Raw genomic sequence first — 21,805 nt, 5'->3', positions numbered from 1 at the left:
CCCCGGCCGCTCACGGAGGCGGGAGGGGAAGGTCCGCCCAGACGGTCTTCCCGCCGGGTGCGGGCCGGGTCCCCCAGCGCAGGGCGAGCTGGTCGATGAGGAAGAGCCCGTGCCCGCCGATGGAGTCGGGACGGTGTTCGGCCATGCGGGGCGGGTGGGGATCGTGGTCGCTGACCCCGATCCGCAGGAAGCGGTCGTGCCGGTCGAGGGCCAGGTGCCGGGCGCCGCCGCCGTGTTTGACGGCATTGGAGAGCAGCTCGGCCCCCACCAGGACGACATCGCCGCCGTGGTCCAGAAGACCCATGTCGGTGAGCGTCCGGCGGATCCACTCGACGCCCGCACCGCACCCGGCGGCGCCGCTCGCGTCGTCGAGGTCGAGTCCATGGCTCACAGCAGAAGGCGGCAGTCCCATCACGGGTCCCGGCAGGCCGAAGTTCCTTTGGTCCTGTCACCTGCCCACCGCCCACCGGGCCACACCCCGGGCGGCGCACGGGTTACGGGTCGCGGCGGCCGGTCGCCTCGGCGAGGGTGGAGTGGATCTCGAACGCCCCGGCCGCGCCGGTCATGTCCAGCACCTCCCGGACGGCCTCGCCCGGGGAGAGCAGGACCAAGGGCACACCCTGCTCGTCGGCGGCCTCGCGCAGGGCCAGCAGCAGGTTGAGTCCGTCGGCGGTGAACAGCTCCACGGCGTCGAGGTCGACCGCGAGCAGCGCCGGGTGGAGGTCCAGCGCCCGGCGCAGCGCGTCGTCGCCGATGGCCCGGGTGCCCAGGTGGACGTCGCCGGACAGGACGCACACCACCGCGCTGCCGACTCGTACGGTGTCGGTCTTCAGATCGGGCGCGGGCAGGGGAAGGTTCGCCGGGTCCGTGCTCATGGCCGCCTCCTGGCCCCGCTCCTGCGCACACGGTGTGCACGGCGGCGAAAGCCGCCCTGGCGGTCCCGCGCACCCGTCGGCAAGGCTTCCGGGACCCGGTGGGGGCCTTTCCACCGTACGCCCCCCGGAAGGGGACCGGCACAGACCCGTGAGGGAGGCGGAGGAACGGGTAGACGGCGCTCATGATTCCTTCCACTGCCTCCCTCGCGGCCGAGGGCACGCCCACCCTCCTGCTGATGGTCGTCGGCGTCGTCGTCGCCGCCCTGCTCGTCGCCGCGTTCTGGTACGGCGGCCGCCGCGCGGCACGCCGCAAGGATCCGGGCGCCCGGCCGGTCGACCAGAACCCGCAGGCCGTGGCCCGGCAGAACTCCTGGCAGGAGCCCGACGCGGGTTCCGGCCACGCCCACGACGACCGGTGACGGGCGGCCGCGTGCGCCCCGGCCCGCCTCCGGCGCTCACGCCGGCCCGGTGCCGGTCACGCGCCGGGTGGCGGCCGCCCCGCCGCGGTCGACGGCCGCCTTGACCACCGCGAAGATCGCGCCCTGCAGGGCCGGGGTGTCCTGCGGCGCGCCTACCCGGCCAGGCGCCGGCCGTCCGTCCCCCCACCGCCCCGCCGCCGGCCCCGCCACCGGAGCCGGCGGCGGTCCTTGTCGGTCCACGCCCGCGTGTCGCGCGGCTCGACGTACGGCTCCTCGTCCGCGGGATGCCCGCCCGCGACCGCGCGCTGGCGGGACAGCTCGGCGTCGAACTCGAGGCCCAGGAGCACGGCGAGGTTGGTGATCCACAGCCACACCAGGAAGATGATCACGCCTGCCAGAGTGCCGTACGTCCTGTTGTACGAGGCGAAGTGCGCCACGTAGAACGCGAAGCCGCCCGAGGCGGTCATCCAGATAACCAGCGCCAGGACGCTGCCCGGGCTGACCCATCGGAAGCCGCGGCCCCTGGCGTTCGGGGCGGCCCAGTAGAGGATCGCGATCATGGCGGTGACCAGCACCAGCAGGACCGGCCACTTCACGGTCGACCACACCGCCATCGCGGTGTCGCCCACCCCCAGCGCCGCACCCGCACGCCGGGCCAGGCCACCGGTGAACACCACGATCAGCGCACTGGCGACGGCGAGCCCCATGAGCGTCACGGTCAGGCCGAGCCGCAGGGGCAGCACCCTCCACACGGGCCGCCCCTCGGGCACGTCGTAGACGGCGTTCGCGGCGCGGATGAACGCGCCGACGTAGCCGGAGGCCGACCAGACCGCCACCACCGGCCCCACGGCCGCCAGGAAGGAGCTGACACCTGCGTCGGCCCGCAACCGCTCGACCGCCTCGCTGATCACGTCCCGTGCCGCGCCGGGGGTGAGCGCCTGCAGCTGGTCCAGTACCTGCCGGGTGACGGAGTCGCCCGCGATGCCCAGGAGCGACACCAGCACGAGCAGGCCGGGGAACAGCGCCAGCACCCCGTAGTAGGTCAGGGCCGCCGCCCGGTCCGCGAGCTCGTCGTCCCCGAACTCCCTCACCGTGCCGCGCAGCACCGCCTTCCAGGACCGCCCGGGCAGCCGCGACGGCCGGTCCGGCGCCCCCTCCGCCGGCTCGTCGGATCCCGCGTTCGACGGCGGGCGGCCGTTCCTGTCGTCCGGTGTCCCGTTGGCCTTCATGGTCGGCGCATGTCCACTCCCGCCGCGGCCATGCCTCCTCGCCCGCCGGACGCAGGTGGCAGGTGGCAGGTGACCGCCGGGGTGACACTGGGGGAGTGGCGGACGACGAGCGCCGGACGGAACGGCGTCTGGAGCGGACCATCCTCGACCTGCTGGACCGCCGCGGGCCGGGCGCGACGATCTGCCCCTCGGACGCCGCGCGGGCGGCGTACGCGGCGGACGACGACGGCTGGCGCGCCCTGATGGAGCCGGTCCGCCGCGCGGCCCGGCGGTTGGTCGCGGCCGGCGACGTGGAGATCACCCAGCGCGGCCGCCCCGTCGATCCGGACCGGGCCCGGGGTCCGATCCGCATCCGCCGCACCCGCCACACCTCCTGACGCCCCGACAGCACACCGGGCGGTCCGACGCGCTCACCTGCCCCGACGACGCCGTCCGGGCCGGTCCTGGCCGGAGTGTTCAACTCCAGCCCGCCGTCGCGGGGTTTGAGGTCCCGGAAGGCGGCCATACGCGGCAGGAGGAAGACATGACCGACACATCTGACGACCACACACAGAAGAAGGCGGACCAGGGGAAGCCCCCGCGCCCCGCCACAGTGATCCTTTCGGCGATGCGGCAGCTGTCCCAGCTGCTCGGCCTTCCGGCCGAAGCCGTCAGCTCGTGCGAGCGGGCCGAAGACGGCACCTGGAACCTCTCGGTCGAGATCGTCGAACTGCCCCGCGTCCCCGACACGATGACGCTGCTGGCCTCCTACGAGGTGGAGGTCGACGCGGACGGCGAACTCATCGGCTACCGGCGGGTCCGCCGCTACGAGAGGGGCCGCGCGGACCGTCGCTGAAGGCGGACGTCCGCCCCTGCCCCCGAAGAAAGGGAAGCGGAACAATGACTGTCGTTCCTGCCCAGCCCGCACCCGCCGCCACCGGCGGCGGCTCCAGCGGCCTGTACGACGTCCTGGAACTGATCCTCGACCGCGGCCTGGTCATCGACGCGTTCGTACGCGTCTCCCTGGTCGGCATCGAGATACTCAAGATCGACATACGGGTCGTCGTGGCCAGCGTCGACACCTACCTGCGGTTCGCGGAGGCGTGCAACCGCCTCGACCTGGAAGCCGGACCGCGCAAGAACCCGGGCCTGCCCGACCTCATGGGCGAGCTGACCGAGTCCGGAGCCCGGGGCAAGACCAAGGGCGTCCTCAGCGGGGCGGCCCAGACCCTCTCCGACGCCTTCAGCCAGGCCCGCGAGGAGGGCACGGAGGAGAAGAGCGAGAGCCGGCCGCGCCGGCGCGCCACAACCCGCCGGGAGGAGAAGGAATGAGCACCTACGTCTACGGCATCACCCGCGCCTCGCAGAAGCTCCCGGGCGCCATCGAGGGGATAGGAGAGCCTCCCCTCCCCGTCCGGTCCGTCCGGGCCGGACGGCTCGCCGCACTGGTCAGCGACGCCCCCGCCGAGCTGAGGGCGAAGCGGCGGGACCTGCTCGCCCACCAGAGGGTGGTCATCCAGGCGCAGGCCGGCGGCCCCGTCCTGCCGATGCGCTTCGGCGGCGTCTCGCCCGACGACGACACGGTCGGCGCGATCCTCGCCGAACACGAGGAGGCCTACCTCGAACGCCTGGAGGCCCTGGTGAACCGCGACGAGTACAACGTCAAGGCCGGCCACGAGGAGGACGCGGTCCTCCACGCCGTCCTCGCCGCGGACCCCCAGCTGATCGCCCGCCACCAGGCGATGCGCGCGGCGGGCGGCGGCACCCACGAGGAGAAGCTGCTCTTCGGCGAACTCGTCGCCCGCGCGGTGTCCGCGCGCGAGCGGGCGGACGCCGCCCTCATCGAGGAGGCCCTGACCCCCCACGCCGAGGACGTGCGCCGGGGACCGGAGAGCGCCGGCTGGCTGGCCAACTGCTCCTTCCTCGTCGACCGCGACCGCCGCGAGGACTTCCTCGCCGCGGTCCGCGCCCTGCACGAGGAGCACCACCACCTGCGGGTGCAGGCCACCGGCCCGCTGCCGCCCTACAGCTTCGCCGAGGCGGGCTGACGGCCATGGGCCTGCTGACGGAAGTCCTGCTGCTCCCGGCCGCACCCGTACGCGGGGCCGCCTGGGTCATGCGTCAGGTCCTCGCGGAGGCCGAGCGGCAGTACCACGACCCCGCCGTCGTCCAGCGCGAGCTCGCACGGCTCGTCGCGGCCTTCGAGGCGGGGGAGATGGACGAGTCCGAATTCGACCGCCGGGAGGACGAACTCCTGGCCCGACTGGAGAGCAGGTCGCGACCGAGATGACGAACCGCACCGCCCTGAGCCTGGCCGTCGGCGCCGGCTACTTCCTGGGCCGCACGAAGAAGGCCAGGCTCGCGCTCGGCCTCACCACGCTGGTGCTCGGCCGCAGGGCCGCCGCCGGATCGGCCGGCCACCTCGTGGGCGGCCTGCGGGACCACCCCCGGGTGAAGGAGCTGCGCGACCAGGTGCGCACGGACCTGCGCGGCGTGGCCCCGGCCGCCGTCGGCGCCCTCGTGGACCGGCAGCTCGACGCCCTGGCCGACCGCCTGCACGACCGCACCCTCGACCTCCAGGACCGTCTCGCGGCCCTCACGGGCCGGGACGACGACACCGGCCGGCACGCTACGGACGCGGACCCTGAGGCCGCCGCGGACGCGGACGCGGACGAGCCCGGGAACGGCGGCGCCGGCGAGCCGCAGGGCGACGACCGCCGCCCGCCGCGCAAGCGGGCGGCCCGCAAACAGGCGCCGTCGGCGGGCCGTTCCCGCCGGAGCGGCTCCGGCACGGCGAAGGGCGCCGCGAGCGGCAGCCGGGGAGGAGGCGCCGGCGATGCCTGAGACCACCCTGGCGGCGCGACTCGGGAACAGCCCTGCGGCAGACCGGGTCAAGGACGAACTGGAGCACTACCTCATGGTCCGGGCCGCATGCCTCCTGGCGGGCATCGGCCGGGCCCTGGGGCGCGCCACGCTCCTCCTCGATGCCGATGCCGATGCCGATGCCGATGCCGATGCCGATGCCGACGCCTACGCCGAGGACGAGCCCGCGCCCGCCCGCCCGCGCGGCCGTCACGGAAGCCGACGGCCCTCATGACCACACCCTCGGGCCTGCCCCGGCTCGGCGACGACGGCGGAGCCAACCTCGCCGACATCCTCGAACGCGTACTCGACAAGGGCGTGGTCATCGCCGGCGACATCCGGATCAACCTGCTCGACATCGAGCTGCTGACCATCAAGCTCCGCCTGGTCGTCGCCTCCGTGGAACGCGCGAAGGAGATGGGCATCGACTGGTGGGAGCGGGACCCCGCCCTGTCCTCCAAGGCGCGCGACGGTGAGCTGGGCCGTGAGAACGCGGATCTGCGCCGGCGCATCGCGGCGCTCGAGGCAAGCCGGGAGGAACACCCGTGAGCGACGAACTCCTCTACGTCTACGCGGTGCTGCGGACCGGCCCGCCGCTCCTCGCGGCCCTCGAAGCCGACACCGGCCCCGTCCTCGGCGCGGGCCTGCGGCTCGTCGGCCACGACGGCCTCACCGCCGTCGTCGAGCCCGTGTCCGCCGCCGACTTCGACGAGGGACCGCTGCGCGCCCGCCTGGAGGACCTGGACTGGCTCGCCGGGGTGGCCCGCGCCCACCACGGGGTGGTGGCCCGCGTGGGACGCCGGGCCACCACCGTCCCGCTGCGGCTGGCCACCGTCTGCCGCGGCCCGGAGGGAGTCCGGCGGATGCTGGACGAAGCCCGCGAACCGCTCACCCACGCCCTGCGCCGGCTCACGGGCACCGAGGAATGGGGCGTCAAGCTCTACACCGGACCCGCCGCGGCCGACGGCCCGCCCGCCCCGCCGGCCCCGCCGGCGGCGGGCGGTTCCGGCCGCGACTACCTGCGCACCCGCATCGAAGCCCGACGGGCACGAGACGACCGCGACGACCGGGCCCGGCAGACCGCCCGCACGCTCCACCAGGACCTCGCCGCCAGGGCGTCGGGCGCCGTCACGCACCCGCCGCAGCACCGGGCGCTGTCGTCGGCCCCGGGCCGGAACGTCCTCAACGCCGCCTACCTGGTCCCCACCGCGGACCGGCAGGCGTTCCTCGACGGCGTCCCGCACGCGGACGCCCTGCCGACGGGCTTCCGGATCGAGGTCACCGGCCCCTGGGTCCCGTACTCCTTCGCCCACGGGCCCGCGGACGCCGCGGGAGCCCCGTGACCGGGGACCGGGACGTCGCCGAGGCGGCCGATGTCGCCCTCGTCGACCTCCTCGACCGTCTCCTGGCGGGCGGGGTCGTCCTCGTGGGCGACATCACTCTGCGCATCGCCGACGTCGACCTCGTCCGCATCGACCTGAAGGCGCTGGTCAGCTCCGTCGGCGACACCGTGCCCGCACCCTGGGAGGGATGACAGAGACATGAGCCGACCAAGGCAGCTCGACCTCGACGCCGACACCGTGGAACGCGACCTGGCGCGCCTGGTCCTGACCGTCGTGGAACTCCTGCGCCAGCTCATGGAACGCCAGGCGCTGCGCCGGTTCGAGAGCGGCACCCTCACCGAGGAGCAGGAAGAACGCCTCGGCCTGACGCTGATGCTCCTGGAGGACCGCATGGACCTCCTCCGGCGCCGGTTCGGCCTGCGGCCCGAGGACTTGAACATCGACCTGGGCCCTCTGGGAAAGCTCCTGTGAGGGGGGTTTGCCGCCCGGGGTTCCGGTCACACGCGGGACATGACCGAATCGGAGAAGAACACCAACAGCCGTTCCACGTCGCGAGGTTCCTCCAACGGGACCAGTACCAGGACCCGGGACCGGTCCGCCGGCGCCGCCCGTGCGGAGGCGGGGGCCGCCGCGTCCGAAGGCACCGCGGGCGCCCTCGCCTCGCTGCCGGCGCGCTGGGGGAGAAGACGGTGGCCGCCGCGAAGGCGGTCAGGGGTTCCCTGGGCCGGGCCGGCTGGATCTGGACCGCGGTCCGGGCCCGCAAGGCCGCGGCGGCCGGTGCCGCCACCGCCACGGCGGCCGTCGTGACGACCGCCTACGGCCTCGGACGGCGCGCCGGCCTGCGACGGCGCGGTCCGCTGTCCCGGCTGACGGGCGGCCGTCTCTGAAGGGGGCGGCCGGCGCTACGGGGCGACCCGGCAGGCGCTGACCGCGGTCCCGTTGGTGACCCCGCCCTTCGTCAGGCCGGACACGCACTGGTCGTGGTCGCCGCCGAGGCCGGCGGAGCACGCCGCGCGGACGTACTCGGGGGCCTCACCGCCGCGGAGTTCGCGCTCCACCTGGTTGATGCAGGCCCTGACGTCGGCGTGTGCGGCGGGGGCGGTGAGGGCCGCGCCCGCGACGGTGAGGGCCAGGCCGGTGAGGACACCGGCGATACGGGCCGGAGTACGGGTTGACGTGCGCAAGGGGATACACCTGCTCTCGGCATGCGGTCATCTACCGGGCCCGGGGCACCCGCACGGCTCGCCGGCCGTGCGTGCCCGCGCCGGCCCCCCTCACCACCGTACGACCGGGACCCGCGGACCACGAGCGGGCGCCGGGGACCGGCGCGAACCGGGGTGGAACCGTCCTGTCCGCTCCGTGCGTCATGATCGTCAAGGTTCCCGCAGGAACACCCGGAAGAAGACGAGGTCCCCATGCCCCCGACCCCCGCCCGCCGCACCGTGCTCACCGCCTTAGGCGCCGGCGCCGGAACCGTACTCACCGCCGGCCTCGCCCCCGCCGCCGCGGCCTCGCCCGGCCCCTCGGCGCCGGCCGCCGAGGGGGCGGGCCCCCGGGTCGCCCGGGCCCTGGCCGAACTCGAACGCGAGCACGGCGCTCGGCTCGGGGTGTACGCCCTGGAGACGGACACCGGTCGCACCGTCACCCATCGGGCGGACGAACTCTTCCCCATGTGTTCGGTGTTCAAGACCCTCGCCGCCGCGGCGGTCCTGCGCGACCTCGACCACGACGGCTCGGTCCTCGCCCGCCGCATCCACTACACCCAGGCGGACATCGCCAGGTCCGGCTACTCCGAGTGGACCAAGCGGCCGGCGCACCTCGCGAACGGCCTGACGATCGGCGAGTTGTGCGAGGTGAGCATCACCTACAGCGACAACACCGCGGCCAACCTGCTGCTGCGCGAACTCGGCGGCCCTGCCGCCGTCACCCGCTTCGCCCGCTCCCTCGGCGACCCGGTGACGCGCCTGGACCGGTGGGAGCCCGAGCTGAACAGCGCCGAACCGGAACGCGTCACCGACGTCACCACCCCGCGGGCCATCGCCCGCACGTACGCCCGGCTGGTCCTCGGCGACGCGCTCGGCCGGGCCGACCGCGGCCTGCTGACCGGATGGCTGTGCGCGAACACGACGAGCGGCGCGCGCTTCCGGGAGGGGCTGCCCGCCGAGTGGCGGCTGGGCGACAAGACGGGCGGCGGCTCCTACGGCACGAACAACGACGTCGGCATCGCGTGGCGGCCGCACGGTGCGCCGCTGGTCCTGGCGGTCCTGACGACCAAACCGGCGCAGGACGCGAAAGCGGACGACACGCTGGTGTCCCGGACGGCCAGGGCCCTGGCCGGGGCGTTCGCCCACCCGGGACGCTGACGGGGACAGGTGAGACCGGTCCCTGGAACCGGATGGCCCGTCAGCTCCGCCCGCCGGCGTCCGCGGCGGCGCTCGCGTCCGGGGCGAGGGCCAGGAAGTCGTCGTAGGTGCGGACCCGGGTCCCGGGCCGGTCCTCGGCCAGCGCGGCGATCATGGCTGCGGCCATGCGGCCCGCCTGCACCGGCCGGAAGGGGCGGGCGGGCCCGGCCAGCAGGGGGGCCAGTACGGTCGCGGCGGAGCCGCCGAGCCCCTCGCTCCGGCGGTGGGTGGCGCGGCGGCCGAGGATGAAGCAGGGCCGGAAGAACTCCGTCTGGCGGTAGCCCAGGGCCGTCACCTCCGCCTCCATGTCCCCCTTGACGCGGAGGTAGAAGGCCCGGCTGCCGGATCCGGCGCCGACCGAGGAGACGACGGCGATCCGCTCGGCGCCCGCGTCCCGGGCCAGCGCGGCCACCCGCACGGTGTGGTGCTGGTCCACCTCGCGGAAGGCCTCCTGCGAGCCGGCCTGCCCGATGGTGGTGCCCAGCGCGCAGTACACGTCGCTCCCGGCCGGCCCGGGCGGCAGGTCGTCGGCCCCGAGCTTGGGGAAGTCCACCACCCGGGCGTCCAGCCGCGGGTGTTCGAGACCGAGCGGGCGGCGGGCCAGTACGGTGACGCGGTCGTAGCGGGGGTCGCGCAGCAGCCGCGCCAGCAGTTGTCCGCCGACCAGTCCGGTGGCTCCGACCAGGAGCGCGCTGCGGGTCATGGATGTCCTCTCCGCCGCCGGCGGCCGGCCCGCCGGATTCCCCGCAGCATGTCACATCGGACGAAGGGCGGTGCCGTCGCGGCCTCCTTCAGGGCCAGGCACCCGCGAAGTCGATCCGCTCCGCCCACTCCGGGTGGTCTATCAGCGGGTTCCGGTTGCCCTGCATCTCGGCTATCGCCGCGTTGCGGTGCTGCTCGTAGAGGTCCGCCGGGTGGTCCCTGTGCCAGTCCAGCAGCATCCGCAGGCCGTCCCGCTGGAGTTCGCGCGCCTCGTCGCCGATCCTGCCCGGGTAGCGCAGCAGGAAGTAGAGCGTGGCCCTGGCGACCGGCCCCTTGCCCGCAGAGGGCTCGAACCTGCCCGCCTCCCGGCGCCCGCAGCTGTGCCGGACGGCCTCGTCGAAGTCGGGGAAGTCGAAGTAGGGGATGTTCCCGCGGAAGCTGTTGCACGTCGACTCGCAGGCGAAGAGGTGGTGCAGGTCCCCGCGCATGGGCTCCTTCTTGGCGAACCACGACTGGGGCACCACGTGTTCGCAGTTGAAGGGCAAGGACGCCTCCAGGAGGTCGAGTTCGGCCTCGACGGCGTCCGGGCCGGGCGCGCCCTCCAGGAGCATGAACTCCTGCCAGCGTCCGATCCGTGCCGCCTCCACCGCCGCGTCGGCCGCCATCAGCTCCTCGGGGGCGAAGGTGTTGTCCGAGTAGATGCCGTGGAGCTTCTCGTCGGGGTGGAGGTCCACCCACGGGTAGAGCAGGCGCATCGGCTTGTACGCCGGGCGGCGGTCGTGCGTCGCCTCCAGACGCTGCGTCAGCGCGAGGCGCAGCGCGGCGGGGTCGCCGACGGGGATGCCCGCGTAGTAGGCCTCGCGTGCCGCCAGGTCGGCGGCCTGGTCGTAGTAGGGGCGGGTCCGGGAGGCCGCCAGGTTGACCAGGGCGGCGGCCAGGTCCCGCTCGGCGGGCGACTGGCCGTCGACGTACCCGGTCGCGGCGGGCGCCCCGGGGTAGGTCGAGGTGGTCGCCGCAGGCGCCGCTGCCGCGTCCGGTACCGCCGTCCCGTGCCGCAGGGCCTCGGCGTCGAGGCTGACGCTGATGTGGAGGGGGACGGTCCAGCGGACGGACTCGGGAGCGGCGTGCTGCTCACCGCCGTGGTCCGGTGTCGTGTCCTGGGGCGCGGAGCCGTTCGTCCGGCCGGTCAGGACGGGCGGCGGCGGGACTTCCACGGCGTGCGGGGACGAGCCGGCGGCGATCAGTTCCGCCCGGAGCGTCGCGGCGGCGCCGGACAGGGGGAACTGCTGGATCAGGGCGAGGATACGGCTGACGCGGACGCCCTCGTTGGCCTTCCAGTCCACCCGGTGCTCTCCCATGGCCGGACGCCAGATGCTTCCGTCGACGGCCAGCACGTTGCCGTCCCGGTCCCTGCGGGGCACGCCCGAGTGGTGCAGTGCCACGACCTCCCACTGGTCGTTGAGCACCGGGGCTCCCGAGGAGCCGTGTGCCGTGTCGGCCGCGTAGTGGAGGTGGTCGTCCAGCACGTCCACGATCTGGTTGTCGCGCAGGGCGAGCTGCTTCGGTTCGCCGTTGGGGTGCTGGATGATGTTGACGAGTTCCCCGATGACGGCCTTGCCCTGGGCCTCCTTGAGGGGGAGCGTGCCGAAGGACGCCAGCGGCTGACCGTCCCGGGAGCGTGCGGACACCGCGACCACGGTGAAATCGAGCTCGCGGTCGGTGAGGAAGAAGCGCTGCGGTTCGAGCTGGAACACGACCGGGACCAGCGGCCGCCCGTGTGCGGCCGCCTGGAAGTCGAACTCGACGATTCCGGCGGACGCCTCCTCGGCGGAGCCCAGCACGTGGTTGTTCGTCATCAGCAGGGAAGGGGACACCAGGAAGCCGGTTCCGTGGAGGGTCGACCCGGAACCGCGGACGGTGATCCGGGCGACCGAGCGTGCGGCGAGGAAGCCGCCTTCGAGGTAGTCGATTCCGATGAGGTCGTTGCGGCCCATGAACCGTTCGAGCGTCAGCAGGTCGGTGCTGACGAACTCGCGGTCCAGGTCCAGGCTGGTACCGGTGGTGGCGGTCCCCGGGGTCCGCTCGACCGCTGTGGCCATGGCCCAGTCGACGCCCAGCCGGCTGAGGCGGCTGTTCACCCGCTCCCGGGTGTCGGCATGGAGGATGCCGTGCCGCTCCAGTGCCTCCCTGTGGCCGTCGCGTTCGGCGGCACGGGCCGTGTAGCGCCGACTGGCCTTCTCCATCTGCTCGATGAAACCCGTGCCGGCCCGGGACAACTGCTCCACTGACATCTCGGCTCGCCTCCTCGGCAACACCTTCCGCGCGTGGACGTCCCCCCTTCCTCCCCTCGTTCCAGTATGGGCACAGGGCCCCGGGGCCCGCCCGGCCGAACGGGGGGACGCCCCTGGGTGGTTGTGGCGTCAATCTTTGAGGCTTCTCCGATCTACGGGACGGCGAGCGCCGGGACCGGCCGGTGCTCGTGATTGAACGCGTTCAAATCTCGTGGCAGGATGATCCGCAGGACGGACCTGCCGTGCTCGGCAGGCCTCGTGCGCACGCCCGTGCGCCCGTTCCGCAGCGCCCCGGAGGCCCGCCGCATGATCTTCGCCCTGCTCTTCCTCGTCGTCCTGGCCCTGGCCGCCGTCATCGTGCCCGCCGCCCTCGTGGGGGCCGTCCTGGTGGTGGTGAGCCGCACGCTGCTGCCGTTGTGGGCCAGGAGCGTGCTGCTCCCGGTCCTGGCGGCCTCCTCGGCCCTGCTGTGGCCGTACGCCGCGGGCACCGCCAACCCCTGGTGGCCCGCCGCCGTCCTGCTGTCGTTCCTCGTGACCTGCGCCGCCGGCGCCGCGTTCCTCCTGTACGAGACCCAGGACCGGCGGCCCCGCCACCCCGTCGCCTGGCCGGGCGCCGGCCACCCCTCCACGAACCCGGGCGGGTGAGCGAAGCACTCACACCTCACACCTCACACTTCACCGCGGCTCGGCGTGCATGTGCGGGGGAGCGCGGGGCAGACGCGGGCCATCTGGAGGTTCGACTGATCGGCGGCGGTGTGCGAAGCGTAGGCGTGGAAGAAGAACTGCTGCTCGTGGACGCGTCGAGCGGTGCGCCGCTCGCCGTCTCGGGCGCCGTCCTGGCGGCCGCGGAACGGTCCGCCGGGCTCCGCAGTGACGGTGAGGGCCGGGAGGACCACGAGTTCGAGAAGGAACTCCAGAAGGAGCAGGTGGAGTTCGCCACCAAACCGATCACGGAGATGGGCGAACTGCGCGAGGAGATCAGCCGCATCCGGAGCGAGGCGGCGCGCCACGCGGCCACCGCGGACGCCCGGGTGGTCGCCGTCGCGACCTCACCGCTGCCCGTGCGGCCCTCGTTGAACGCCGGACCACGCTACCGGTGGCTGGGCGAGCGTTTCGGACTGACCGCCCAGGAGCAGCTGACCTGCGGCTGCCACGTCCACGTGTCCGTCGCCTCGGACGAGGAGGGCGTCGCGGTCCTGGACCGCGTCAGGCCCTGGCTGGCCGTCCTGACCGCGATCAGCGCGAACTCCCCCTTCTGGCAGGGCGAGGACAGCGGCTACGGAAGCTACCGCAGCCGCGTCTGGAACAGGTGGCCCTCCGCCGGACCGGTCGACGTCTTCGGATCCGCGGACCGCTACCGGGAACAGGTCCGCGCGATGATCGACACCGGCGTGCTGCGGGACGAGGGTATGATCTACTTCGACGCCCGCCTGTCCGCGAACTACCCCACCGTCGAGGTACGGGTCGCGGACGTCTGCCTCGACCCCGAGACCACGGTCCTCCTCGCCGCCCTCGTCCGAGGCCTGGTCGAAACCGCCGCCCGCGACTGGCAGCGGGGACGGCCTCCGGCCCGCATCGGGACCAGCCTGCTGCGCCTGGCCTCCTGGCGGGCCGGCCGCTCCGGGCTGGAAGGGCCCCTGCTGCACCCCGAGACCATGCGGGAGACGCCCCCCGAGCAGGCGGTGGACGCCCTGTACCGGCACGTGCGCGGGGCGCTGCTGGACCACGGCGACGACGAACGGGTCCGGGAGGCCATCGCCCACCTCCACGAACGGGGGAACGGCGCCCGCATCCAGCGCCGCCTCCACGCCGAGGGCCGCGACCTCGCCTCCGTCGTCACGGAGTGCGCGCAGATCACCGTCGGACGGGGCGCCGCGGGTGGCGGCGGGCGGCCGCCACGGCGTAGCTCCGGCGGCTGCGCCGCGGAGAGTGCTTGAGTGGAGGCCCAGTCCCGTACCTACCCGGAGGAGATCCCATGGCCACCGAGAACCGCCGGACCGACGAGCAGGCCCGGCGCATGCGCGAACAGGCCGAGGCGCTCGAACTGGCGGCCAACAAGTCCGCCGACGCCGCCGAACGGGAGGGGCTGATGGACGAGGCCCTGCGCATCCGCAAGGACCTCGAAGAACGCCACGGCCCGGAAAGCGCCACGATGGACCCCATGTAGTCCCACATCAGGACCATGCGCCGGCGGGGTGGACCGCTCGATCGTGCGTCGAGGGCGGCGTGTGATGATGTGCGTCCACTTCGGGAGGGCGATGGTGCTGAGCAGGGGTGCGCGGTGGGCCGCGGGCGCGCTGGCCGCGGTCTGCCTGGTGCTGATCCTGGGCCCGAGCACGCCGGGTCGTGGCCTGCCCCTCGCCAGGCCGCTGCCGGCCGGCGCCCCGGAGGAGGCCGTACCGGGCCGCGTCGGCACGTGGAACCTCTGCAATCCGTGCGGCAGCGGGCTCAACTTCGGCCGGGCGACGGAGATCGCCACCTACGCACCCCAGGTCATCGGCCTGCAGGAGGCGTGCGCACGAGACGTCGAGGAGATCCGCACGTACCTGGAGGAGGTCTACGGGCTGGTCTACCGGGTCGCGTACGGGTCGGTCCTGCGGAACTGGAACCGCTGCGGTGGGCTGCCGTGGCGGCCGGGCGGCTTCGGCCAGGCGATCCTGTCGGCGGCGCCGATGACGGACCGGGTGAGCGTCGAATACCCCGACGGCGGTTCCGAGGACCGCGGTTACCTGGCCGTCACCACGCTGGTGGCCGGCCGGCCCGTCCGCGTCTTCAACACCCACCTCGCCCAGCGCCGGCAGGAAGAGGTGCGGGCGGGCCAGGTGGGGGTGCTCGCCGCGGAAGTAGCCCGCCAGGACCGGGCCATCGTCCTCGGCGACTTCAACGCCGCGCCGCACGCGCCCGAACTCGGCCCGATGTGGGCGCTGGCCACGGACACGGACCCCGGATGCCGCCCTCCCGCCGCCGGCGCCGGCGCCTGCGCGGCCACCACCGACTGGAACAGCAAGTTCGACTACGTGTTCCTGCGCGGCATCACCCCGCGCACGCACCGCGTCCACCCCAGCCCGTACTCGGACCACCACCTGCTGCACACCGACCTGGACCCGGCCTGATCCGGCGCGAATCGTCCGACAGGCCCTAGGTTGTGCTCTTCCGCAGCCGGGGTCCGGTCAGATCGTGACCGGGCCGTTGGCGGTGGCGAACTCGACCGAGACCAGGCCCGGTTCCTCGTCCTCGACCCAGGTGACGTCGATCTGGTCGAGGGGGTGGTCGGCCGGTTCGCCGAGGAATTCCGCGATGGAGGCGGCGTCGCCGGCGATGGAGACACCGTGGATGGTGGTGGAGGTGCGCGGGTCGGCGCTCGGCCGTTCCTCGCCGGGAACCAGCCACTGGAGGAAGTAGGGCAGTTGCGGGTCCTCCATCAGTTCCAGCAGGCCGATCTGCTTCCACCTCAGGTCGAACCCGTCGGGGCGGACCCGGTGGCCCTCGGCCGAGGTACGGCCGAGACGCGCCTCGACCGGGGCGATGTCGTCGACGGAGACCACCCAGCCGAGCCAGCCGCCGCCCTCGGCGGCGCGGCGCGCGACCGCCCGGCCGAAGGGTGCGCGGTCGGCGGCGGGGTGGTCGAGCGTGGTGACGACCTCGACGTAGGTGCCGCCGCTCAGCGGGAGGATGAAATTGCGGGTGCCGAACCGCGGGTGCACGCCCCCGTCGACGAACCCGGCGCCAAGCGCCGATCCGATCCACTGCACGGTCGAGACGAAGCTGTCGCGGGCCACCGCATAGGACACATGATCAAGTCGCACTGCGGCATCATCCCCCGACGACCCGCACGAATCCCGACGCCACGCCCGCCGCCCCGGCCACTGGTTCATGAACCACGGAGGTCCGGGACTCCCGGAGTGCGCCCGGGGCGGAAGACGAACAGATGGCGCATCCCCGTCAGCTCCAGCACGCGTCGCCCCAGGTACGGGACGCCGCTCAGGTGCAGGGCCCACCGTTCCGCCCGGGCACGGGCGCGCAGGCCGAGGAGGAGGTGCAGGGCTTCGGTGCCCATGAAGGTGACGGCCATCAGGTCGAGGGTGACGGTCTCGCCTCTGTCCGGAGTGAGGGCGTCCATGGCTTCGGTGAGGCGGGCGCACGTTTCCAGGTCGAGGTCGCCGGCCACCGACACGACGGTGCCGCCGGAATGCCGTGCGATGTCCACGGCGAAGGGGGTGAGGGGGAGCATGGCCTGTCCCCGTTCGGATCGGAGCCCATCACAGTCGGCTCCCCGGAACACGGGGTGGGAAGGCGAAGCGCGTGGCCATCAGGGTCACGCAAAGCCGAGCGAGACCACCCGAACCGTCCCTCAGCCACTCCGTGTGACTGCTCGGTGGCGCGGGGTCTCCCACCAGACCAGGCTGGTATGCCTTCAGCCTACCCCGTTCCGCTCCCCACGGAACGCCTCGGGCGTGACCCGGCCCTGTTCACCCGCTACGCCGGCGGGTCTCCCGCGTCTCCCGCGTCTCCCGGGTCTCCCGCGTCGTCACCGGTGGGCCCGTGCGGGGACGGGTGCTCCGGCGAATGGAAGCAGGCCGTGATCGCCTTGCCGCCGTGGAAGGCGTGGGCGTCCCACCGGTCGGCGAGGGCGGCGACGATCGCGAGGCCCCGGCCCGAGGTCGCCCCGGTGGAAGCCCCCCTGGGGGCGGGCACCCGCGGGTCATCGTCCGCCACGCTCACGTGCAGGCAGCTGCCGTCCCAGGTGAGGACCAGGTGCGCACTGCTGTGGGCGTGCACGTGGGCGTTGGTGACCAGCTCGGACACGGTGAGCAGGACGGCGTGGACCGTGTCGGGAGCAGCCGCGGTCCACGGCAGGGTGTTCAGGTGACTCAGACACCACCGGCGGGCCTCGCGGACCCCCCGGTGGACGGGGAACGACCGGGCCCAGCCCACCGCTCGGACAGCCACGGGGCCGTTCCTCAGCCGCGGCCGGCCCGGTGGCGGGGACGGTGCCCCTCCCCACGGGTGACCAGCAACAGGGCCGTCAGCATCGGCGCGATCAGAAGGATCATGATTCCCACGGCGGTTCCCTTCCTCGTGGCCGGCACCTCCCCGGCCCGTTCGGCGTACCGGCGTACCGGCGTTTGCGCGTGTTTCCGCCGGGCCCCGGACGAAACCCCCGAACCGGCGCCCCGATCAGGTGCATACGGGCTCCGCGCGGGCAGATGCGGAGGGACCTGGCAGGCCCGAGAAAGGACGGACACCGTGGCACGACCGAGGATTCTCGTGGTGGGAGCCGGATTCGCCGGGGTCGAGTGCATCCGGCGGCTGGAGCGCAGGCTCGCGCCCGCGGAGGCGGACATCGCCCTGGTCACCCCGAACTCCTACCAGCTGTACCTGCCGCTGCTGCCCCAGGTGGCCTCCGGCGTGCTGACCCCGCAGTCCGTCGCCGTCTCGCTGCGCCGCAGCAGCCGCTACCGGACCCGGATCATCCCCGGCGGCGTCGTCGGCGTCGACACCCGGGCCAAGGCCTGCGTCGTACGCAAGATCACTGGCGAGTTCGAGGAACACGCCTACGACCAGCTGGTGTTGGCGCCCGGCAGCGTCACCCGCACCTTCGACGTCCCCGGACTGGCCGAACACGCGCGGGGCATGAAGACCCTCGCCGAGGCCACGTACCTGCGCGACCACGTCATCTCCCAGCTCGACCTGGCGGACGCCGGCGAGGACGAGGCGGAGCGCGCCGCGCGCCTGTGCTTCGTCGTGGTCGGCGGCGGGTACGCCGGCACGGAGACGGCCGCCTGCCTCCAGCGGCTCACCCACCACGCCGTGAAGCGCTACCCCCGTCTGGACCCCCGCGAGATCACCTGGCACCTCCTCGACCTCGCCCCGAAGCTGATGCCCGAACTCGGCGACTCCCTGGGGCGGACGGCCCTGGACGTCCTGCGCCGTCGCGGCATCCAGGTGTCCCTCGGCGTCAGCGTCGCCAAGGCGACCGCCACCGAGATCACCCTCACCGACGGCCGGGTGCTGCCGAGCAGGACGCTGATCTGGACGGCCGGGGTCGCCGCGAGCCCGCTGATCGGCACGCTCGACGCGGAAACCGTCCGGGGACGGCTGCTGGTGACCCCGGAAATGACCGTGCCGGGTGCGGACGGGGTGTTCGCACTGGGAGACGCCGCGGCGGTGCCCGACCTCGCGGCGCGGGAGGAGGGCGCGATCTGCCCGCCCACGGCCCAGCACGCCCTGCGACAGGGGCGCACCCTCGCGGACAACCTGATCGCGACGCTGCGCCGGCAGCCGCTGCGTCCGTACGTGCACAAGGACCTGGGGCTCGTCGTCGACCTGGGCGGCACCGACGCCGTGTCCAAACCGCTCGGCATCCCCCTGCGGGGCCTCCCGGCCCAGGCCGTGGCCCGCGGCTACCACTGGTCGGCGCTGCGCACCAACGTCGCCAAGGCCCGCGTCCTGACCAACTGGCTGCTCAACGCGACGGCCGGCGACGACTTCGTCAGGACCGGGATCCAGCCCTCCAAGCCGCCGACCCTGCGGCAGTTCGAGCACACGGACGCCTATCTGTCCCCGGACCAGGTGAGGGCCCGCACGGCGGCACTGCGCGCATCCGGCCCGGGGACGGCGGGATAGGGCCTCCGGCCCGCATGCCGGGCCCACCCGTAGGCCGCCGGGGCGGGGTTGCGAGGATGCGCGGATGGATGTCGACACGTTCCGGGCGCTGCTGACCGACGAGGGCCAGGCGGTACTGGCCGCCGTGCGCGACCCCGACCCGGCCACCTGGCCCGCCACACTGACCGCGCTGCGCTGGGACCACCCCGCGGAACTGGTGGCGGCGGCGGTCGAGCAGGGCCGGCTGCGGCGGGAGGCGGAGGCCAAGTTCGGGGCGGACGCGCAGCGGATGTACTTCACCCGGGACGGCCTGGACCACGCCTCCCACCGGGCGGTGGCGGAGTACAAGCTGGGCCGGGTGCTGGACGAGATGGGCGTGGTGTTCCTGGACGTGTGCCACCTGGGCACGGGGGCCGACGCCCTCTTTTCTGGCGTGGTCGCACGCCGTCACCGCCGTCGACAGCGATCCGTTGAACGTCGCCGTCACCGCGGCCAATGCCGCGGCCCTGGACGGGCAGTCCACGCTATGTGTCCGGGAGCAGGACCTCACGGCCTACGAGCCCTGGGGCGAGGCGGTCTTCGTCGACGTCGTGCGGCCGGGCGCGCGGGAGGGTCGTACGGGCCCGCGGGCCTCGGCGCCGTCGCTGGCCTGGGCGCTGGACACCGTCCGCGGCATCGGGGCGGGGGCGGTCCGGGCTGGGTCCCGACGTCCCGTTCCGGGAGCGTGCCCGGAGGGCTGCGAGACCGACGAGACCGAGTGGATCTCCTGGGAAGGGGGAAGTGCAGGAGGCCGTCCTGTAGTGGTTCGGGGAGGGCGGGCCCGGCCGCGCGCGTTCCGAGCCGGGCCACACTGTTTCCCGGGCGGGGGCCCCACTACCCGCCCGGGGGGGGGGCGCCCCCGCCCGTGCGGCCGCCCGGCCGCTACCTGTACGAGGTGGACGCGGCCGTCGTCGGGGCCGGCCTGGTGGCCGAGGTCGCCGAGGACGTGGGCGGCGGCGTGCTGGACGCGGCCGCCCCCGCCTGCGTCACCTCGGACGAGGCGCGCGCCACCCCGTTCGCGACGGCCTACGAGATCACCGAGGTCCTGCCGTACGACCCCGCCGCCTCCGGGGCGCTGTCGCGGGGGCGCGGGGCGGGCGGGCTGACCGTACGGCAGCACGGCTGCGCCGCCGAGGCCGCGGAGCTCGGGCGGTACGCCGGCCCGGGGGGCGACGGCGCGGCGACGGTGTTCCTGACCCGGGTGGCGGGGGAGCCGACCCTGCTGCTCGTCCGCCCGGCGGGTTGACCGCGGGACGCCGTGCGGGCGTCAGCGGGTCATCCGGACCCGGCGTCCATCAGAGAGGGAACGGCGCTCGGCAGGCGTGAGGCCGCCCCGGACACCGTGCGGGACCCCGACCGGCCAGGGCGTGGCGGCGGCAGGGGACGCGGACCGGGCAGCCCCGGCAGACCGCCTTGGCCGCCTCCTCGCGCTCCCGGGCGGCCGCGGCGTGCTCGTGGGCGCGCCGGGTGAAGACGTCCCGCGCGGCCGTGCGGCACGGCCCGTCGAGAGGCCCGGCGTGTCGCGGCGGCAGCAGTTCGTCCGTTCGGGAGATGTCGCTCACGGGATGGGCGTCCTTCCGGCAGGGGCGGCCCGTCGTGGCCGCGCTCTGCACCCGCGTATGACCGCCGTACGCGTTTTCATGCGCCCGGGCGGCACCGGAGCCCGGGAACCAGGGGAGCCGCCACCAGGGGCGGTTGCACCCGGCGCTGCGGCCGGATCAGTGGTCGCGTGCTGCCAACTGGCCCTGCGCGTACGGGTCGGCCCCGGTGGTGTACGGCCCGCCGTGGCCGGCGAGGAGGTCGGTGATCCGGTGCCACTCCGCAAGCGCCGCCAGAGCGGCCGTGTCGGCGTCGGCCGCGTCGCCGACGGCGTCCAGGGCGCGGGCGAGCGCGGACGCCGCCTGATGGTGGGTCATGCCCTCCGCTTCGGCCCGTACGCGGTTGCGGGCCTCGACCTCGCCCGGCGAGGGCTCGTGCGGCTGGAGTTCCGCCTCGATGACGGTCTCGGTTTCGTCGGACATGCCACCACCTCCCGTTTCCCGTGGACGCCTTTACCCCGCGAACGGACGGGCAACCGGCCCCCTCGGCCCCGCCGGCCCGCTCACGTCCGAGCGGCACACGGGGCGGCCCGGCAGGTGCTCGCCCCCTCCGCCGCCGGGACGTGCGGGCACGTCAGGTGTGGAGACGGCTGTTGGTGCCGTCGTGGCTGTCGGCGGCCTCGTCGTCGAACCAGTAGTCGCCGGCCGCGAGGTAGCGGAAGGAGTGGGCGCTGTGGGCGGGGAGGGCGACGGTGGCGGCGCGGGTGCCGTCGCCGCGCGGGGTGAGGGGGTGGGCGGCCGGGTTCCAGTGGTTGAAGTCGCCGACCACGCTGACCGGCCCGTCCGGGACGTCGTCGGGCAGGACGAAAGTGACCTTGGTACGGCCCTTGAGCTGCTTGCGTTCGAGCATCGAGACCTCCACAGGAGAAGACGGCAACGCCGCATCCTCGTCCCGGTGCCGCCTTCCGCGCCGCAGGCGCTTTGAGGGCCTGCGGAGGTCACCCGCCCTGGGGACGGATCGGAGGGCCAGGTGGCGGCGCACGCGTCCGCGGCCGGGATGTGTGAGGACGTCGGCAAGCGCACGTCCACGGGGGTCCAGCTGCCGAGCCGCCCGCGACACGGCATTCCCCCGGGCGTGGCCGGCCGGGCCGCGGGCGCGCGGTGGGCTAGGAAAGGGGGATGGACGCCGGGACGGGTAAAGCGGTGGGTTCGCGGGACGAGCGGGGGCCGGGCGGTCCCGAGGCGGGAGTGCGGGGACCGGACCGCAGGCGCGTACTGGTGGTGGCCGCCGGTCTGGCGGGCGCCTGGCCGGCGGGGGCCGGGCACGCCGGGGCGCAGGCACGCGGCGGGCGGACGGCAGTGCGGGCCGCGCCGGCCGGAGGCGGTCTGGACGTACCGGCCGAGAACTCCCTCCCCGGCGACGCCGGTTGGCGCGTCGTGCGACCGGGCGCCCCGCACGCGGTGGAGGGGTTCGCGAGCCGGAGCAGCGTGACCCCCGGGGAGCCGTTCGACCTGTACGT

Annotated in this window: 31 protein-coding genes and 2 pseudogenes; 21 read left to right on the top strand and 12 right to left on the bottom strand. The window is 74.2% G+C overall.

Annotated elements, in window-relative coordinates; genetic code table 11:
- Positions 1-10: 10 nt before the first annotated feature.
- Positions 11-391 carry an ATP-binding protein gene (locus SSNG_RS00845; protein ID WP_050779503.1) on the bottom strand — a complete coding sequence of 127 codons (381 nt, stop codon included), beginning with the start codon at positions 389-391 and terminating at the stop codon, positions 11-13.
- A 103-nt stretch (positions 392-494) separates the two neighbouring features.
- Positions 495-875: an STAS domain-containing protein gene (locus tag SSNG_RS00840; RefSeq protein ID WP_050779502.1), complete on the bottom strand. Its 381-nt coding sequence runs from the start codon at positions 873-875 to the stop codon at positions 495-497.
- A 182-nt stretch (positions 876-1,057) separates the two neighbouring features.
- Between SSNG_RS00840 and SSNG_RS00835 the strand changes: the two genes are divergently transcribed.
- The gene (locus SSNG_RS00835) at positions 1,058-1,294 is read left to right on the top strand and encodes a DUF6479 family protein (RefSeq protein ID WP_007261877.1); all 237 of its coding nucleotides are present in this window, start codon (positions 1,058-1,060) and stop codon (positions 1,292-1,294) included.
- A 152-nt stretch (positions 1,295-1,446) separates the two neighbouring features.
- Here SSNG_RS00835 and SSNG_RS00830 read toward each other — a convergent pair whose 3' ends face one another.
- A complete protein-coding gene (locus SSNG_RS00830; protein WP_050779501.1) occupies positions 1,447-2,523 on the bottom strand; it encodes a YihY/virulence factor BrkB family protein in 1,077 nt (358 codons plus the stop codon).
- A 95-nt stretch (positions 2,524-2,618) separates the two neighbouring features.
- Here SSNG_RS00830 and SSNG_RS00825 point away from each other — a divergent pair, with 95 nt between their 5' ends.
- From SSNG_RS00825 to SSNG_RS00770, 12 genes are all read left to right on the top strand, one after another.
- Entirely contained in the window at positions 2,619-2,900 is a 282-nt protein-coding gene (locus SSNG_RS00825; protein WP_042800347.1) for a DUF3253 domain-containing protein, read from the top strand.
- Positions 2,901-3,046: 146 nt separating this feature from the next.
- On the top strand, positions 3,047-3,358 hold the full coding sequence (gene gvpO, locus SSNG_RS00820) for a gas vesicle protein GvpO (RefSeq protein ID WP_007261873.1): 312 nt from the start codon (positions 3,047-3,049) through the stop codon (positions 3,356-3,358).
- A gap of 44 nt (positions 3,359-3,402) precedes the next feature.
- A complete protein-coding gene (locus SSNG_RS00815) occupies positions 3,403-3,834 on the top strand; it encodes a gas vesicle structural protein GvpA (RefSeq protein ID WP_007261872.1) in 432 nt (143 codons plus the stop codon).
- Entirely contained in the window at positions 3,831-4,550 is a 720-nt protein-coding gene (locus tag SSNG_RS00810; RefSeq protein WP_007261871.1) for a GvpL/GvpF family gas vesicle protein, read from the top strand. The genes SSNG_RS00815 and SSNG_RS00810 overlap by 4 nt, the downstream gene beginning before the upstream one ends.
- Before the next feature lie 5 nt (positions 4,551-4,555).
- Complete coding sequence (locus SSNG_RS00805; protein WP_007261870.1) at positions 4,556-4,792, top strand: gas vesicle protein GvpG; 237 nt, start codon at positions 4,556-4,558, stop codon at positions 4,790-4,792.
- Positions 4,789-5,346 (top strand): hypothetical protein, encoded by a 558-nt coding sequence (locus SSNG_RS41605; protein WP_007261869.1) that lies wholly within the window; start codon positions 4,789-4,791, stop codon positions 5,344-5,346. Before SSNG_RS00805 ends, SSNG_RS41605 begins: the two co-directional genes overlap by 4 nt.
- A complete protein-coding gene (locus SSNG_RS41600; protein ID WP_007261868.1) occupies positions 5,339-5,599 on the top strand; it encodes a hypothetical protein in 261 nt (86 codons plus the stop codon). The genes SSNG_RS41605 and SSNG_RS41600 overlap by 8 nt, the downstream gene beginning before the upstream one ends.
- Complete coding sequence (locus SSNG_RS00790) at positions 5,596-5,913, top strand: gas vesicle protein (protein WP_007261867.1); 318 nt, start codon at positions 5,596-5,598, stop codon at positions 5,911-5,913. The genes SSNG_RS41600 and SSNG_RS00790 overlap by 4 nt, the downstream gene beginning before the upstream one ends.
- Complete coding sequence (locus SSNG_RS00785; RefSeq protein ID WP_007261866.1) at positions 5,910-6,707, top strand: GvpL/GvpF family gas vesicle protein; 798 nt, start codon at positions 5,910-5,912, stop codon at positions 6,705-6,707. Before SSNG_RS00790 ends, SSNG_RS00785 begins: the two co-directional genes overlap by 4 nt.
- Positions 6,704-6,898, top strand: a complete 195-nt coding sequence (locus SSNG_RS00780; RefSeq protein ID WP_007261865.1) for a gas vesicle protein — start codon at positions 6,704-6,706, stop codon at positions 6,896-6,898. Before SSNG_RS00785 ends, SSNG_RS00780 begins: the two co-directional genes overlap by 4 nt.
- A 7-nt stretch (positions 6,899-6,905) precedes the next feature.
- On the top strand, positions 6,906-7,178 hold the full coding sequence (locus tag SSNG_RS00775; protein ID WP_007261864.1) for a gas vesicle protein K: 273 nt from the start codon (positions 6,906-6,908) through the stop codon (positions 7,176-7,178).
- A 218-nt stretch (positions 7,179-7,396) separates the two neighbouring features.
- Positions 7,397-7,594 carry a hypothetical protein gene (locus SSNG_RS00770; RefSeq protein WP_007261863.1) on the top strand — a complete coding sequence of 66 codons (198 nt, stop codon included), beginning with the start codon at positions 7,397-7,399 and terminating at the stop codon, positions 7,592-7,594.
- Between the two features lie 15 nt (positions 7,595-7,609).
- Here the strand turns inward: SSNG_RS00770 and SSNG_RS00765 are convergent, their stop codons facing one another.
- Positions 7,610-7,891, bottom strand: a complete 282-nt coding sequence (locus tag SSNG_RS00765; protein ID WP_007261862.1) for a hypothetical protein — start codon at positions 7,889-7,891, stop codon at positions 7,610-7,612.
- A gap of 231 nt (positions 7,892-8,122) precedes the next feature.
- Here SSNG_RS00765 and bla point away from each other — a divergent pair, with 231 nt between their 5' ends.
- Complete coding sequence (gene bla, locus SSNG_RS00760) at positions 8,123-9,070, top strand: class A beta-lactamase (protein ID WP_042800346.1); 948 nt, start codon at positions 8,123-8,125, stop codon at positions 9,068-9,070.
- Between the two features lie 40 nt (positions 9,071-9,110).
- Here the strand turns inward: bla and SSNG_RS00755 are convergent, their stop codons facing one another.
- Positions 9,111-9,812 carry an NAD(P)H-binding protein gene (locus tag SSNG_RS00755; RefSeq protein WP_050779500.1) on the bottom strand — a complete coding sequence of 234 codons (702 nt, stop codon included), beginning with the start codon at positions 9,810-9,812 and terminating at the stop codon, positions 9,111-9,113.
- Positions 9,813-9,900: 88 nt separating this feature from the next.
- Positions 9,901-12,102, bottom strand: coding sequence for an endonuclease (locus SSNG_RS00750; protein WP_128636812.1), 2,202 nt, complete (start codon positions 12,100-12,102; stop codon positions 9,901-9,903).
- A 219-nt stretch (positions 12,103-12,321) separates the two neighbouring features.
- On the opposite strand from SSNG_RS00750, the gene SSNG_RS00745 reads away from it, so the two are divergent.
- The 4 genes from SSNG_RS00745 (at position 12,322) to SSNG_RS00730 (ending at position 15,215) form a co-directional block, all read left to right on the top strand.
- Positions 12,322-12,747, top strand: coding sequence for a hypothetical protein (locus tag SSNG_RS00745; RefSeq protein ID WP_007261858.1), 426 nt, complete (start codon positions 12,322-12,324; stop codon positions 12,745-12,747).
- A 110-nt stretch (positions 12,748-12,857) separates the two neighbouring features.
- Positions 12,858-14,039: a glutamate--cysteine ligase gene (locus SSNG_RS00740; RefSeq protein ID WP_128636811.1), complete on the top strand. Its 1,182-nt coding sequence runs from the start codon at positions 12,858-12,860 to the stop codon at positions 14,037-14,039.
- A 38-nt stretch (positions 14,040-14,077) separates the two neighbouring features.
- Entirely contained in the window at positions 14,078-14,269 is a 192-nt protein-coding gene (locus SSNG_RS00735; RefSeq protein WP_007261856.1) for a DUF6381 family protein, read from the top strand.
- Positions 14,270-14,360: 91 nt separating this feature from the next.
- Positions 14,361-15,215, top strand: coding sequence for an endonuclease/exonuclease/phosphatase family protein (locus SSNG_RS00730; protein WP_042800345.1), 855 nt, complete (start codon positions 14,361-14,363; stop codon positions 15,213-15,215).
- A gap of 57 nt (positions 15,216-15,272) precedes the next feature.
- On the opposite strand, the gene SSNG_RS00725 is transcribed toward SSNG_RS00730, so the two are convergent.
- From SSNG_RS00725 to SSNG_RS00715, 3 genes are all read right to left on the bottom strand, one after another.
- Positions 15,273-15,908: a VOC family protein gene (locus SSNG_RS00725; protein ID WP_007261854.1), complete on the bottom strand. Its 636-nt coding sequence runs from the start codon at positions 15,906-15,908 to the stop codon at positions 15,273-15,275.
- 65 nt (positions 15,909-15,973) lie between these two features.
- Positions 15,974-16,333, bottom strand: a complete 360-nt coding sequence (locus tag SSNG_RS00720) for an STAS domain-containing protein (protein WP_042800343.1) — start codon at positions 16,331-16,333, stop codon at positions 15,974-15,976.
- 245 nt (positions 16,334-16,578) lie between these two features.
- Complete coding sequence (locus SSNG_RS00715) at positions 16,579-17,052, bottom strand: ATP-binding protein (protein WP_050779499.1); 474 nt, start codon at positions 17,050-17,052, stop codon at positions 16,579-16,581.
- Between the two features lie 297 nt (positions 17,053-17,349).
- Between SSNG_RS00715 and SSNG_RS00710 the strand changes: the two genes are divergently transcribed.
- Both SSNG_RS00710 and SSNG_RS43325 read left to right on the top strand, forming a co-directional pair.
- Positions 17,350-18,729 (top strand): NAD(P)/FAD-dependent oxidoreductase, encoded by a 1,380-nt coding sequence (locus SSNG_RS00710; protein ID WP_042800342.1) that lies wholly within the window; start codon positions 17,350-17,352, stop codon positions 18,727-18,729.
- 883 nt (positions 18,730-19,612) lie between these two features.
- Positions 19,613-19,993: a hypothetical protein gene (locus SSNG_RS43325; RefSeq protein ID WP_050779498.1), complete on the top strand. Its 381-nt coding sequence runs from the start codon at positions 19,613-19,615 to the stop codon at positions 19,991-19,993.
- 21 nt (positions 19,994-20,014) lie between these two features.
- On the opposite strand, the pseudogene SSNG_RS38940 reads toward SSNG_RS43325, so the two are convergent.
- The 3 genes and pseudogenes from SSNG_RS38940 to SSNG_RS00695 form a co-directional block, all read right to left on the bottom strand.
- Positions 20,015-20,309, bottom strand: a pseudogene (locus SSNG_RS38940) (WhiB family transcriptional regulator).
- Positions 20,310-20,465: 156 nt separating this feature from the next.
- Positions 20,466-20,768, bottom strand: coding sequence for a hypothetical protein (locus tag SSNG_RS00700; protein WP_007261848.1), 303 nt, complete (start codon positions 20,766-20,768; stop codon positions 20,466-20,468).
- Between the two features lie 151 nt (positions 20,769-20,919).
- Entirely contained in the window at positions 20,920-21,195 is a 276-nt protein-coding gene (locus SSNG_RS00695) for an isoamylase early set domain-containing protein (RefSeq protein WP_042802656.1), read from the bottom strand.
- Positions 21,196-21,464: 269 nt separating this feature from the next.
- On the opposite strand from SSNG_RS00695, the pseudogene SSNG_RS42885 reads away from it, so the two are divergent.
- A pseudogene (locus tag SSNG_RS42885) lies at positions 21,465-21,805 on the top strand (hypothetical protein); the annotation flags it as partial.

The sequence above is a fragment of the Streptomyces sp. C genome (assembly GCF_000158895.1).
Classification (GTDB): Bacteria; Actinomycetota; Actinomycetes; order Streptomycetales; family Streptomycetaceae; genus Streptomyces; species Streptomyces racemochromogenes.
Note: the sequence above shows the minus strand (reverse complement) of the source record. Positions and strands in the feature narration are given on the sequence as shown.